17 protein-coding genes and 1 pseudogene are annotated in these 13,417 nt (G+C 45.9%); 10 read left to right on the top strand and 8 right to left on the bottom strand.

All coding sequences use genetic code 11. The features are described 5' to 3' along the window. Positions 1-24: 24 nt before the first annotated feature. The 6 genes from QOX26_RS13540 to QOX26_RS13565 are packed head-to-tail and all read left to right on the top strand — an operon-like array spanning position 25 to position 4,470. A complete protein-coding gene (locus QOX26_RS13540) occupies positions 25-360 on the top strand; it encodes an ArsR/SmtB family transcription factor (protein WP_024345932.1) in 336 nt (111 codons plus the stop codon). Continuing rightward, a complete protein-coding gene (arsB, locus tag QOX26_RS13545) occupies positions 353-1,414 on the top strand; it encodes an ACR3 family arsenite efflux transporter (protein ID WP_283675507.1) in 1,062 nt (353 codons plus the stop codon). Before QOX26_RS13540 ends, arsB begins: the two co-directional genes overlap by 8 nt. Next, positions 1,398-1,889 carry a GNAT family N-acetyltransferase gene (locus QOX26_RS13550; RefSeq protein WP_283675508.1) on the top strand — a complete coding sequence of 164 codons (492 nt, stop codon included), beginning with the start codon at positions 1,398-1,400 and terminating at the stop codon, positions 1,887-1,889. Before arsB ends, QOX26_RS13550 begins: the two co-directional genes overlap by 17 nt. A 23-nt stretch (positions 1,890-1,912) precedes the next feature. Beyond that, positions 1,913-2,287, top strand: a complete 375-nt coding sequence (gene arsD, locus QOX26_RS13555) for an arsenite efflux transporter metallochaperone ArsD (protein ID WP_283675509.1) — start codon at positions 1,913-1,915, stop codon at positions 2,285-2,287. Between the two features lie 20 nt (positions 2,288-2,307). After that, positions 2,308-4,041, top strand: a complete 1,734-nt coding sequence (gene arsA, locus QOX26_RS13560) for an arsenical pump-driving ATPase (RefSeq protein WP_283675510.1) — start codon at positions 2,308-2,310, stop codon at positions 4,039-4,041. A 15-nt stretch (positions 4,042-4,056) separates the two neighbouring features. Beyond that, entirely contained in the window at positions 4,057-4,470 is a 414-nt protein-coding gene (locus QOX26_RS13565) for an arsenate reductase ArsC (protein WP_283675512.1), read from the top strand. Between the two features lie 142 nt (positions 4,471-4,612). Here QOX26_RS13565 and QOX26_RS13570 read toward each other — a convergent pair whose 3' ends face one another. The 7 genes from QOX26_RS13570 to QOX26_RS13600 all read right to left on the bottom strand — a co-directional run bounded on the left by QOX26_RS13570 (position 4,613) and on the right by QOX26_RS13600 (position 10,384). After that, positions 4,613-4,897, bottom strand: coding sequence for a hypothetical protein (locus QOX26_RS13570; protein ID WP_283675513.1), 285 nt, complete (start codon positions 4,895-4,897; stop codon positions 4,613-4,615). Positions 4,898-4,984: 87 nt separating this feature from the next. Then, positions 4,985-5,575, bottom strand: a complete 591-nt coding sequence (locus tag QOX26_RS13575; RefSeq protein ID WP_283675514.1) for a hypothetical protein — start codon at positions 5,573-5,575, stop codon at positions 4,985-4,987. Beyond that, positions 5,572-5,838, bottom strand: coding sequence for a hypothetical protein (locus QOX26_RS13580; protein WP_283675516.1), 267 nt, complete (start codon positions 5,836-5,838; stop codon positions 5,572-5,574). The genes QOX26_RS13575 and QOX26_RS13580 overlap by 4 nt, the downstream gene beginning before the upstream one ends. After that, complete coding sequence (locus QOX26_RS13585; RefSeq protein ID WP_283675518.1) at positions 5,814-8,165, bottom strand: DNA cytosine methyltransferase; 2,352 nt, start codon at positions 8,163-8,165, stop codon at positions 5,814-5,816. The genes QOX26_RS13580 and QOX26_RS13585 overlap by 25 nt, the downstream gene beginning before the upstream one ends. Continuing rightward, positions 8,162-8,722, bottom strand: coding sequence for a DUF7768 domain-containing protein (locus QOX26_RS13590; protein ID WP_283675519.1), 561 nt, complete (start codon positions 8,720-8,722; stop codon positions 8,162-8,164). Before QOX26_RS13590 ends, QOX26_RS13585 begins: the two co-directional genes overlap by 4 nt. Then, on the bottom strand, positions 8,719-9,624 hold the full coding sequence (locus QOX26_RS13595; protein WP_283675520.1) for a conjugal transfer protein TrbL family protein: 906 nt from the start codon (positions 9,622-9,624) through the stop codon (positions 8,719-8,721). The genes QOX26_RS13590 and QOX26_RS13595 overlap by 4 nt, the downstream gene beginning before the upstream one ends. Before the next feature lie 214 nt (positions 9,625-9,838). After that, positions 9,839-10,384 (bottom strand): DUF4259 domain-containing protein, encoded by a 546-nt coding sequence (locus tag QOX26_RS13600; protein WP_283675521.1) that lies wholly within the window; start codon positions 10,382-10,384, stop codon positions 9,839-9,841. A gap of 246 nt (positions 10,385-10,630) precedes the next feature. Here QOX26_RS13600 and QOX26_RS13605 point away from each other — a divergent pair, with 246 nt between their 5' ends. The 4 genes from QOX26_RS13605 (at position 10,631) to QOX26_RS13620 (ending at position 13,042) form a co-directional block, all read left to right on the top strand. Next, positions 10,631-11,518 carry a helix-turn-helix domain-containing protein gene (locus tag QOX26_RS13605; RefSeq protein ID WP_283675523.1) on the top strand — a complete coding sequence of 296 codons (888 nt, stop codon included), beginning with the start codon at positions 10,631-10,633 and terminating at the stop codon, positions 11,516-11,518. A gap of 3 nt (positions 11,519-11,521) precedes the next feature. After that, entirely contained in the window at positions 11,522-11,992 is a 471-nt protein-coding gene (locus QOX26_RS13610) for a VOC family protein (protein ID WP_283675524.1), read from the top strand. 65 nt (positions 11,993-12,057) lie between these two features. Further along, on the top strand, positions 12,058-12,264 hold the full coding sequence (locus QOX26_RS13615) for a hypothetical protein (protein WP_154527348.1): 207 nt from the start codon (positions 12,058-12,060) through the stop codon (positions 12,262-12,264). 55 nt (positions 12,265-12,319) lie between these two features. After that, entirely contained in the window at positions 12,320-13,042 is a 723-nt protein-coding gene (locus QOX26_RS13620) for a DUF5131 family protein (RefSeq protein ID WP_283675525.1), read from the top strand. A gap of 169 nt (positions 13,043-13,211) precedes the next feature. Here the strand turns inward: QOX26_RS13620 and QOX26_RS13625 are convergent. After that, positions 13,212-13,292: pseudogene (locus QOX26_RS13625) on the bottom strand (DUF3852 family protein); the annotation flags it as partial. Between the last annotated feature and the right edge of the window lie 125 nt (positions 13,293-13,417).

A 13,417-nucleotide genomic window follows, 5' to 3' on the forward strand; every position in this document is an offset into this window, starting at 1 on the left:
AAAATATAAATGTGAGGTGCCAATATGGAAAACTATTTGGAAAATACAAAAGTGTTTAAGGCACTGGGCGACCCCAAAAGGGCTATGATTGTTGATATGCTCTCTTGCGGAGAGCTTTGCGCCTGCATGATTTTAGAGAAATTTGAAATGTCCCAATCTACGCTGTCCCACCACATGAAACTTCTATGTGAATGTGGCCTTGTCAAAGGCCGAAACGAGGGCAAATGGACGTATTACTCTTTGGACGAGGAAACCATCGGCAAAACAAAACAATTTTTCTGCTCCATCACCTCTGATAAGGAAAACTGCATCTGCAAAGAAGATACGGGCTGCTGCAAAGGATGTGATGACAATGAGTAAGGAGAAAAACGCTGGTATTGGCTTCTTTGAAAAATACCTTACAATTTGGGTGCTGATCTGTATGGCAGCTGGAATTTTAATCGGTAAGTTCCTGCCGGGTATTCCTGAGTTTTTAAATCGCTTTGAGTATGCGCAAATATCCATTCCAGTCGCCATACTCATATGGGTGATGATTTACCCCATGATGATGAAAGTTGATTTTCAAAGCATAAAAAATGTAAGCAAAAACCCCAAAGGGCTATTTGTTACATGGGTGACAAACTGGCTAATCAAACCCTTTACCATGTATGGCATTGCTTCACTGTTTTTCTTTGTGATATTTAAAGCATTCATCACACCGGAGCTGGCCACCGAATATCTGGCTGGCGCTGTGCTGCTGGGTGCGGCTCCTTGTACCGCAATGGTGTTTGTTTGGAGCACGCTGACGAAAGGAAACCCTGCCTACACGGTGGTGCAGGTAGCGACCAATGATCTCATCATCCTTGTTGCTTTCGTACCAATTGTAAAGTTTTTGCTTGGTGTTTCCAATGTGGCTGTGCCTTGGGACACCCTGATTTTATCCGTCCTTCTGTTTGTTGTGATTCCTTTAGTAGGTGGCGTTTTGACTCGTTCATTAGTAACAAAGCATAAGGGTATTGATTATTTTGAGAATACTTTTATTGGAAAATTTAATAATTCAACCAGCATCGGATTATTGCTTACATTAATGCTTTTATTCTCTTTTCAAGGAGATGTCATTATCAATAACCCGCTGCATATTGTGCTGATTGCAGTACCGTTGATCATTCAAACATTCCTCATTTTCTTTATTGCTTATTTTGCAAGTAAATGGCTCAAGTTACCTCACAACGTTGCGGCTCCTGCCGGAATGATTGGCGCTTCCAATTTTTTTGAGCTTTCTGTTGCTGTGGCAATTGCTCTGTTTGGCACATCCTCACCGGCCGCACTCGCTACCGTAGTCGGTGTGCTGACTGAAGTTCCTGTGATGCTCTTGCTCGTAAGATTTGTGAATAAAACGAAAGGCTGGTTTCCTCAAAATGAATTACAAAATTAGAGAAATGCAAAAAGGCGACTGGAAATCAGTCAGCGAAATCTACCAGCAAGGTATGGATACCAACCTTGCAACCTTTCAAACGGAATGCCCCACTTATGAAGAATTTGACCAGTCCCATATCAAGCAATGCCGCTTTGTAATCACCGATGGTGATGTCATTGCCGGTTGGGCAGCGTTAACTCCTGTGTCAAGCCGCTGTGTCTATCGTGGCGTGGCGGAAGTCAGTATTTACATCCATGATACCCATAGAGGAAAAGGTACAGGAAACCAACTGCTGAACTTTCTCTCAAAGCAATCTGAAAAAGCTGGTATCTGGACACTGCAATCGGGAATTATGGCTGACAACAAAGCAAGCATTCGTTTACATGAAAAATGCGGATTCCGTCAAGTGGGATTCCGTGAACGAATTGGGCAAGACCGTTTGGGACAGTGGCGTAATACCGTTCTTATGGAACAAAGAAGCAATTTAATATAACTATATAGAAGGAGAGACTTATCATGAAAAAAATGCAAATATTTGAACCTGCCATGTGCTGTGACACAGGCCTTTGCGGTGTGAGTGTTGACCCGGAGCTGCTCCGCATTTCTACTGTTTTGAATGCATTGAAAAAGAACGGAGTGGCAGTTGACCGCTTTAATCTAAGCAGTTCGCCGATGGCTTTTGTCAATAACAAAACGATCAACGCCTTTATAAATGAAAAAGGTGTTGAGGAACTGCCCGCTGTTATGATCGACGAAAAAATCGTGATAACTGGCCGCTATCCAACCAATGAGGAACTTGTTTCTTTGCTGGAGGTTCCCGCAAGCTATATGACCGAAGCAAAATCGGCAAAGCAAGGCGGTTGCTGCTGTTCTGACGGGAACTGCTGCTAAAAGGGAAAGGAGGTTCCTCAATGCAAATCTTTGACCCAAACAAAATCACCTTAACGAAATACTTGTTTTACACAGGTAAAGGTGGTGTCGGGAAAACATCTGTAGCGTGTGCAACAGCGGTAAATCTTGCTGACAGCGGCAAAAGAGTTCTTCTTGTCAGCACAGACCCGGCTTCCAACTTGCAGGATGTGTTTGACACCCCGCTTTCAGGGAAAGCCACGCCCATTGCAGAGGTACCCAATCTGGATGTGGCAAACCTTGACCCTATGCAGGCAGCGGCAGAATACAAGGAAAGCGTGCTTGCGCCTTATCGTGGTAAGCTTCCGGAATCAGTCCTCACCAATATGGAAGAACAGCTTTCTGGTTCCTGCACAGTGGAGATTGCCGCTTTTAATGAGTTTTCCAACTTCATTACCAATAAAGAGATGGAAGAAAAATACGACCACATTCTTTTTGACACCGCACCTACAGGGCATACCCTTAGAATGTTGCAGCTTCCCTCTGCGTGGAGCAATTTCATCAACGAAAGTACACATGGTGCCTCTTGTTTGGGACAGTTATCCGGGCTTGAAAGTAAAAAGGAAATGTATAAAGCTGCGGTTGAAACACTGACAGACGGTGCACAAACAACCTTAATTCTTGTAACCCGCCCCGAAACAGCCCCCCTCAAAGAAATAGAGCGGGCTTCTTACGAATTAGCGGAGCTTGGCGTACTCAATCAGTCTATGGTAATCAATGGGGTGTTGGCTGATTATGATGACACCATTTCTAAAAATCTTTACAATAAACAGCAAAGCGCTCTTGCAAATATGCCAAAACCGTTACAGGCAATCAAATCCTACATGGTTCCCTTGAGGGCATACAACATTACTGGTATGAAGAATGTCAGGTCACTACTCACGAAGGATGGATATATCATCAGTGATGAAACCATGAAAGCAGAGCATGTTCCACAGCTAAAAGATGTCATTGATGACCTGTATCATAGCGGCAAAAAAGTCATTTTCACGATGGGAAAAGGTGGTGTTGGAAAAACCACACTTGCTGCCGCAATCGCTTTAGGGCTTTCCGAAAAAGGCGAAAAGGTACATCTAACCACCACCGACCCGGCAGCACACTTAAAATTTGTTCTCAATGAAAACAACGGCATTACCATGAGCCATATTGACGAGCATAAGGAGCTGGCACGCTATCAGGAGGAAGTTTTAACAAAGGCACGGGAAACCATGTCGGAAGAAGATATTGCCTATATCGAAGAAGATCTGCGTTCTCCTTGTACACAAGAAATTGCCGTATTCCGAGCCTTTGCGGAAGTAGTGGAGCGTGCCGAAAATGAAATTGTTGTCATTGATACCGCCCCTACAGGGCATACACTCCTATTATTGGATTCTACATTGAGCTATCATAAAGAGGTTCAGAGGATACAAGGCAATATCCCCGATTCCGTAAGAAAGCTGCTGCCACGTTTGCGAAGTGCTGAAACAGCAGTCGTTATTGTAGCCTTGCCTGAAGCTACTCCAGTTTACGAAGTATTACGTCTGGAAGAAGACTTGAAACGTGCCAATATTGCTACAAAGTGGTGGCTTGTGAATTCTTCTCTTTATCATACAAAAACAACAAACGCCCTGTTAGCTGCAAAAGCCAGCAATGAAATTCCATGGATAAACAAGATAGCGGAACATACAAGTGGAAATTTTGCTTTAATCGCTTGGCACGCAGATGATATAAAGGGCGATAAGCTAAGAGAGCTATAAAAAGGGAGGTCTTTCATGAATAAGGAAATAAACAAACCCAAGGTGGCATTTATTTGTGTTCACAACTCTTGCCGAAGCCAAATTGCGGAAGCACTCGGTAAACACCTTGCCGCTGATGTGTTTGAAAGCTATTCTGCTGGAACAGAAACAAAGCCGCAGATCAATCAGAACGCTGTTCGATTAGTGAAACAGCTTTACGGCATTGACATGGAGAAAACACAGCGTTCCAAGCTGCTTTCGAAAATTCCTCCGGTTGATATTGTTATCACTATGGGCTGCAATGTTCAGTGTCCTTTTTTACCCTGCAAGCACCGAGAGGATTGGGGACTTGATGATCCGACCGGCAAATGTGATGACGAGTTTATTACGGTTATAAAGCAGATTGAAAATAATATGTTATTTCTTATAAAGAGAATTCAGGATTTGTAATCCGTTTTTACAAAACTTATCTTCTTAAAATTAAGTTACACAATTTTAACATGTTTGTGGTATTCTCAGCATGAGCAAAATAGGAAGCTATGTGCAATCCATGGCTTCCTATTTTGTTTTTCTTTCACCAGCAAAATTGGAGTCATAGAACCCCAAGGTCTTTTAAAAAACGCACACAATCTTTCGCTCCCTGCATATAAAGATACCCTTCCTGCATCCCTGAGATATCCAACGTTATTTCAAAATACTCCTGAAAAAGTTGCTGTTCCGGCTCACTAAGAGTAGAAATGCACTGTTCAATTCTTCCCCGCACTTCAATGCGCCGCAGTATCTTTTGGTCCAGTGCTTCATCCTCCTCACGCTGCCTGCTAAGCGCACGCTGACTCAGTTCCGCTATCACTATATCCATGATTTCCTCATATTCCATGTTCATCACCTCCCGTGTATTACACAAGACAATAAATGAATACCTTGCACAAGTCTAGATGGAATACCCAACAAAAACCGGCAGACTTTAGTCCCCAAATATGATCCAACGTTCACCGTCAAAGTCTTCGAACTTCTCCGTTGTGACATTCTGCTCAAAGTAGACAGCCAGAAGTCGCTTGATGTCCTCCTTGCCGGAACGCTTGGCAATGAAGCCCTGCTCCCGCAGGGTTTTCTCGATACGGCTTAAGTAGGGGAACACCTCACTGTCCTTTTCATTTTTTAGCCGGATAATGACGAGGAATTCCCTGGCCGTAGCCATCTGCACCTGAATACGGTCAAGATGAAGAATATCCTGCTCCAACAGCTTTCGCACAGCTGTATTGTCTTCTTGTTCCATACGGCTTCGCAAAAACCGCTTATTATCCTCGTAGCTTTCACGGCTGTTCAAGCACAGAAATTCAAGCTCCGCCATGCCTTTTAGAACTGTCATAAGTGCATATATCCGCGCTGAGATACTTTCCTCAGATAGAACAGAGATATTAGTGGGTTTAATCATAAAATACACAAGCCGGTCGCCGCGATAGGTTTCCAGGCTGTAATCTGTCACTTCTCTGGTTCCAATGAGTTGACGGGTAACCTTGCGCTGTTTTTCTGTTTTCTTTTCAGTTTTACTCATCTCGGCTGATACCCCCATTCGTATACCTGTTGCTTGGTCAAAAAGAATGCGCAGGCATATTGGATAAAGTCAAGGATACTGGTATCGTCAAACCGTATGGTCAAAAAAGCGTAGAGGGCTGTGATGACAATGGGCAGCAGAAATCCCAGCTGCACCAGCGCAAACACAGAGATTAAAAGCCCCACGCCAATGATGCCGATATCCCGGAGCTGCCAAAGCCACAGTGTAGCTTTCGATTTTAGGTTGTCGGGGTAGATGTACATTCTGATTCCTCCTGTTCCAATTTAAATTTGCGTAAAAAATAAGCGATTCCCCGGAGCACATGCACCACACAGGGAATCGCCACACTATTGCCAAGAGCTTTATATCTTGCGCTGTCTGAAGCGCCGGGGATATCCGTCCAGTAATCGGGATACCCCTGGAGTCTTTCGCATTCCAGAGGCGTCAGCCTGCGGATCAGCTTACCGATGCGGATGGGATGCACATTGTTGAGGGAATAGCCACCATTCGTTTTGGATTGCAGTGTTCCGCTTAAGTCGCCGTTTTCCACTCCATTGCGGCAATCCAGTCCGGCCACATCCGCTTCGCATATAAGGTCTGTTGCATCCTTATACTGTCTGGCACTTTGCGTGCTGACTACTTCATTTGGCGCATACTCATCGCTCCGCTGCTGTGAAAAAACGCAATGACGGTCTGTGGATGTCACGGTGTAGCTGATGTCCGGCTGAACGCCAAGTCCATTGCCCCCATTGTGATCCTGTCGATCAATGATATTTCCGGCAATACAGTAAGTTGAATCATGTACCAAAGCTTCACCGGACTCTCCGGCAAGAACAGCTGGCTGGGAAATCAGGGGAACATTGTTGCCACCGGTTCCATAACGGGCAGACATTGTCGGAGCTACTGGGTGAGGTCCGGTATAGCGCGAATCAATGCCATGGTTCTCAAACAGCTCCGGCTGGGAGTCCAGGATTAATGGTTGGTGCCCATGTTCCTGTGCTCGAAGCGTACCGGTCTGGTTTTCAGAGCAGTACATCTGCCCGCCGCCCTGGTCGTTCAGGCAAAGGATGGAGGGCACCATATTGGTTCCGCTCTCCGCTGCCTTCAGCGTCGGTGAAATTTCTTCACTGTAACCAATCCCTCCCGCAGCAGGACCGGCTCCCGCACAGAAGCCAGCTGTCAGAACACAGGGATAGCCCTGCCCGGCCTGCCCACCGCCCGATGTGAGGGATGTGTGCTGTTCCGGGGTCAGAAAGCATTCGCCATTTCCCTTGGTAACTACACCTGCCGAAAACATCAGCCCGCCCGGATTTCTTCCACCGCCGCCATCCGCACCGGCCAGTGTTGGTGCAATGCTGTCCTCTGTAAAGATCCGTTCCTGCTGGGTATCCCATGGGGTCAGGCAATTTGGCTGCTGAACGCCGGATTCTTCCCAAAACTGCGCCACAAAGGTCTGCTGTTTCATGCCGGGTTGAGCTTGAATTGCCCCGGATACATCATTTAGATTTCGTACCTCATCCCGCTGGTTACAGGCAAAGGCGATGGTTTCGCTTTCTGGTGCAGAATGAAATACAGCATGGGAGTGCGATGCCTGGAGAGTAAAAGCGGGATCATCATCGGCTCCTATCCCAAGACCTGTTCCTTCTCCCATACGCTCATGCCTAGTGGCTATCTGTGTATTAATTGGAATCGTTACAGGTTCACTTTTTTCTTCTGTTATATACCCATGTCCTCCACCTTCGCCGCCATACAGTGACGGCCACACACCATTGCCTTCATAAATGCGGCGGCTTTGCACATCCCATGGTGTCAGGCATTCTCCGGATCTTCCTCCAACGGCTCCGGAGCTTCTGCCTGGATCTCCAGCGCTCGTTTCAGAACAGGCGGCAGTTCCTTGCCGCGTTTCCTCGCCCTGCGCAGAATCCCCAAACAGGCGGTCTTGCTCAAATAATATTTGTGATGCGGTGTGGCCTCCAAAATCTGCGACAAGGTATATACGTTTTCTTCTCTGAGGGGTGCGGGGCCAGTATTGAGCATCGTATACTCGCCAAGCAACGGAGAATTGATCTCCCAGTATGGCCCCAGCAGATTTCCATACCCCTCCCGGAGGTCGAGGTATAGATACGGTACTGTCCGCAATTCTGCAGGTTTCTTCAAGTACCGCCCGGAAATCCTCTGATTCGGAGGAGCTAAAGGCTCCGGGGACATTTTCCCAGCACATATACCGAGGTCGAACAGCGTTAGCTGGCCTTCCGTTTGCTTTATCATAGGCTCTCATCTCCTTGATTACACGGACCTGCTCCATGAACAGACCGGAGCGCTCTCCCTGTAAGCCGGCACGCTTCCCCGCAACGCTCAGATCCTGACAGGGTGAGCCCCCGCAGACCACATCCACAGGCGTAAGCTGCGCACCGTCAAGTTTTGCAATGTCGCCTACATGGCACATTTCAGGGAAGCGCAGCTGGGTCACCTCAATAGGGAACGGTTCAATTTCACTGGCCCAGACAGGCGTAAAACCCTGTCCGACGCCTGCCAGCGGAAAACCGCCGATCCCGTCAAACAGGCTGCCGAGGGTCAGCGGTTCGGTCAATACTGCAGTTTCATGCCAGAGAAAGGCGCTTCCTCCAGCGTGATGTCCATTCCTTTTGCAAAGTAGGCTACATTGGGTGTGCGGGTATTTTCTATCAGCCGCCTGGCTTCAGAGGCTGCTTCCTCATAGGTATCAAAAGTCAGAGGTTCTCCGTCCTGTTTTACCCAGGCTTCCGCAGCCCCGCACACCGAGGCGGCACTCCTGCGCGCCCATATTCCGTATTTCTCCATGGTATGTCCTCCTTGTATATGTTCTGCGGATATCCGTCTGACCGGAATCCTCAACCGCTCAGCTTCCGCAATCTCACAGCCCATTCCAGTGCTGATCCGGGAACCGCACACCCATAATTCCTCGCAGGCCGCCAGTACCCGAAGCCCCATTTGAATACCGGCTTCCCGTTCTGCAGGTACAGCATCATTTAACAGTTGGGGGTATAACAGATGCACAGCCACCGGCGCACTGCACTGCGATATAGCATAGCGGCAGGCATCCTGCGCAAACCTTACATTTCTTTCAATTTCCCCTGCATAGGGGGAACAGATATATACCAGCTTCATTTTGCTGCCACCGCCTTTACAATTGTTCTTGTAATGTTCATAGCAGTCTGCCCGGCATAGACGGCGCTCATAAAATTGGCACGGGTAGAAGTATCCAGCCCGAAGGCTCCGGCGATTCGGGGGATTTCTCCCGCCGCCAGCATAAGCCCCAGCCCAAGCAAAGCCTGATCCTTCACGACCATCAGTCCAGCTATGAGGATAGTGGCTTGTAAAAAGGCGGTCAGACACAGCCCAATAATCTGCTTGCACCAGCTGGTGAAACCGTCCATGTAGCCGCGGGGGACGGAAAACATATATAAGCTTCCCACAGCGATTTGAATGAGCAGGATACCGCCGCGTTTGAGATTTGCAAAGAACACCTTAATTACGGCGTAGCCCATCAGAATTAGGATAAACAGCATCATAATCGGACTGGTGATCACTCCCAGCCCGCCAAAGACGTTCAAGCTACCCGCGCTTTCTAAATTCCCGGCTGCGGATAGCTCGTTGATGATATTACCTGCAAGGGTATCCAAGCCACTTCCGTAGCCAGTGATTCCCGCCGTCAGACTACTCTGCAGTGAAACGGACAGTTTGTAAAGTTCTACAGGAACGGTGGAGAATAACCCTACTGCCATAAATCCCTTGATGGTATTCAGCGCGGCATCACGGATGCTGCCCCGGCCGGACTGGTATTCGATGGCACACTCAAAAGCAGACACCACCAGCCCGGTTCCATACAGCGCCCAAGCCAGATAAACAAAAAACAGGACGATGGACTGAACCCAGCTCATTTCGAACAGGTCTGCTCCCATGCCGCCCATTGCGGAAAAGAAATTTCCTAGAAAGCCGATAATTTGACCGTAAATCCAATCAAGAATCTGACCCAGCACGGTATCAGCTACAAAATCCCATATGAACATGGGCATCACCTCCAATAAAAAAAAGCTCTCGCATAAAATACGAAAACCTTTTTTACTGATTTTTATTTAGTTCCTTGAGGAAAACATATCTTTCCTCCAATCAAAAGAACAGGACAACTACCTTTTATAGTGGCTGTCCTGCCCTTATATCAGTTATAAAAATTTGAGCCTGTTTCGTCTGGCATTGCCTACAGCGAATGCCATCCACCGTTCATCAGCTTATCTCGCCCATAACCGGACCGCTCGTCTGCTCCTTAGACGGGATCAGTTCAACCTCCTGAGACGTAAGAATTGAATCCATACGGTTGATCAGCATGGACATATGCTCCTGCCAGCCGTTCCAGTCTTCTTCCTCAAACCAGCCACCCCATTTTCTATCGGAATTGGCAGCCAGCTCCGCTTCCTCCTTGATACATTCGAGTGCGTCAGCAAGATAATTCCGGAGCCATTGAACGGACTCCCCGGTAGCGGCAAAGGATTTGACCTTGTTGAATTTGTTTTGGTTTGCCGCCCATTCCCCGTCATAGTCCATATCGCCGATATCCTCATCCTGGAATTTTACAATCATTTCAGCCAATGCCATCGGTCCGGTGTGAGATGCTAAATCCGTGACTTCGGGTACACACCATTCCTTCTGTCTCATCTCTTCGATGATTTTTTCAAGCTCCAGTACTCCATTCTCCGGCAGTTTACTTCTGATGAAATCCACTGTATCCAATCCGGTGTCAGACTCGAAGGCCGTTATTCCCCAGCATCCCATAATTTAATTTCCTCCTTTTTATTTTATTTCCATAGGCTTACATACCAAGAATCTGCCAGTCAATACTTGCATAAAGACGGTGAACGGATTTTAATTTTCATAGAACCGACTTTCCTCCCTATTGTCTATATTTGATTGATTGAAACTTCCATTTTGCTATGGTAAACTTATTTTATATATTTACCGAGTAAAACTTTTTTGAAATGGCAGTGAGGAAAACATTGCCCCAAAGGGGTGTATTTATATTTGCTTGATTTAGATTCGGCGGATAAACATAATGAAAACTTTACTTTGAAAATAAGGGGGAACGATTTGATTATTAAAAACGACAAGCAATTTAATATGTTCCCCTCCCATGTGGGGCTGAGAAAATATATTCAATACTACAACATAGTATTTCCGTCGAATGATACGTTTACAGCACACTATACGCTTATGCCTAACGCTTGCGGAACATTGTCGCTTGCCTTTGATGGAACCGCTGTAATTGCTGAACTATGGGGAGCCTCCCTAACCCCTGTTTTGTTAGGAATGGAACCAAATAGTTATCATGTCCTGATGCTTATCCAGCTTTCACCCTATGGTTTGTATCAAATCACACGCCAAAGCCAAGCGGAGTTTGCAGACAAACGCCTTTCTCTTGAGGACATTGACAACGAGCTATTTCATTTGCTGTATCAAGCCTTTGTAATGTCTAAAACCGCAACAGATTTGGCAAATATTTGTGAGAAGGTTTTATACAGGCGTATGGAAAAGCACATTATTTCCGACGCTTTGTTATTAGCTACTACAGTGATTTCTGATAGTTATGGACAAGTACAAGTGAAAGAGGTCGCGCGACAATCCGGTTATAGCGAGCGACAGTTAAACCGCTTGTTTCTTACACAAATCGGAATGAATATTAAAAGCTATGCGCGTATAACCCGCTTTAACTACGTGTTAAAACATATTCAAACATCGCCTTGCTTCTTTGCGGCATTGTCGCAACAAGCCGGATACTTCGACCAAGCCCATTTTGATAAAGATTTCAAGGCTATCAGTGGTGTTACCCCTCAAAAGTATCTGAAAACAATGTCGGATTTTTACTATGACGGAACAGAGATATACGATACAATTTTCTCAAAGGAGGAATGAAAAATGAAATATCAAGGTTGTCTTTTAGCGGTTAAGGATATCCTCGCTTCTAAGCATTTTTATGAAAATGTGCTTCATCAAAACGCTGTAATGGATATTGGCGTACATGTAACCTTTGAGGGATTTTCTCTGCAACAAGGTTATGCTGAACTCGTTGGATTAGCAGTCGATAGTGTGAAAGAACAATCACACAACTTTCAAGTTTATTTTGAAGTAGAAGATTTAGACAAAGTGTATGCCGAAATGAAAAGCATATCCAACTTGCAATGGGTGCATGAAATAAAGGAATACCCGTGGGGGCAGCGCGACGTTCGGGTATATGACCCCGATAAGCATATCGTAGAGATTGCAGAGGATATGAATACGGTTATCAAACGCTTTTTTAGTCAGGGCATGTCGGCTGAGGAAGTGGCCAAGCACACTATGTTTCCCCTTAAAGTCGTGAAGCAATATGCGTTGTGCTTTGGTATGTGATACACGGCGGCTTTGGTGAAGCAAAGCCGCTATATTATTCCAAACAAGATCGGAGGAGAGGGAGAATGAGTAAATATGAGCCGCTCTGGAAGGCGATAGGTCAACGCACGGAAAACAGCTTCACGCTGACCTATGCCGAGATTGAACAGATTCTGGGCTTTCCCATTGACCATGCCTTTTTAAACTTCAAGAAGGAACTGCCCTCCTACGGCTATGAGGTGGGTAAGATCTTCATGAAGGCACAGACGGTGACGTTTAAACGCTGCGTTTGACAAGCGGCTGCATTTCTTCTATCATCGGCTTCACTCATCCAAGAGGAGGAACACTATGAACTGGGAACCATGGACAGGCTGTTATAAAATAAGTGATGGCTGTACAAATTGCTATTTTTATGGGCCGTATGCAAAACGCTACGGTCAAAGCACCATACAAAAAACAGATAAATTTGATTGGCCCACAAGGAAAAATGCAAAGGGCGAATACAATATCAAAGGAAACAAAATTCTTGCAACCTGCTTTGCGACTGACTTTTTCCTACCCGAAGCGGATGAGTGGCGTAAAGAAGTTTGGGCAATCATCAAGGAAAGAACAGATATTGATTTTTTAATTTTGACAAAGCGAATTGACCGCTTCCCCCAATCGCTTCCGTCTGATTGGGGGTCGGGCTATGACAATGTGAATATTGGCTGTACTGTCGAAAATCAAGAATTAGCCGATTACAGACTCCCACTCTTTTTATCCTATCCGATAAAGCGGCGTTTTATTGCTTGCTCCCCACTTTTAGAAGCGATTGATTTAACACCCTATCTTCATGGAGTAGACCATGTTACTGTTGGCGGCGAAACAGGACGAGAAGCCCGTATGTGCGATTATGATTGGGTACTTAATATCCGTGAACAATGCGTAAAAGCAGATGTAACCTTTTGGTTCAAGAATACAGGCTCACTTTTCAAACGTGACGGTGTAGTGGAAAAAATAAATCCATTTAAGCAAAACAGTGTGGCGAAAGAGCTCGATATTGATATTTCAGATGGGAAAAGATTGTTCTGATCAAATCAATGGAGCAAAGCATTATTGCCTATTTTACTTCATGAATATTCTGAACGAACCAAATGAGAAACCCCTCTGTTGGTGACTAAGTTCACCTACACAATCAAATCTGACTTGCCACGAAATTGAGCCGTTGCACCTTACTTAGATGCAACGGCTCTTGCTGTATCTACATCCCTAAAATCGTCCAGATGTACAGAGGACAGGTTAGTGCAAACACGAGGCAGGCGAACAGAATCGCGGGCGCGGATAGTGATAGGTAATCCCTTGAAGTAATCGCAGGATTTTCCCCCACTCCACACCGTACGTGAGAGTTTCCCCTCATACGGCGTTCCATCGTTAAGGTTTTTAAAGTAATTTACACAATTTACAAGT

Origin of the sequence: Butyricicoccus sp. Marseille-Q5471 (genome assembly GCF_951230135.1) — a bacterium.
Lineage (GTDB): Bacteria > Bacillota > Clostridia > Oscillospirales > Butyricicoccaceae > Agathobaculum.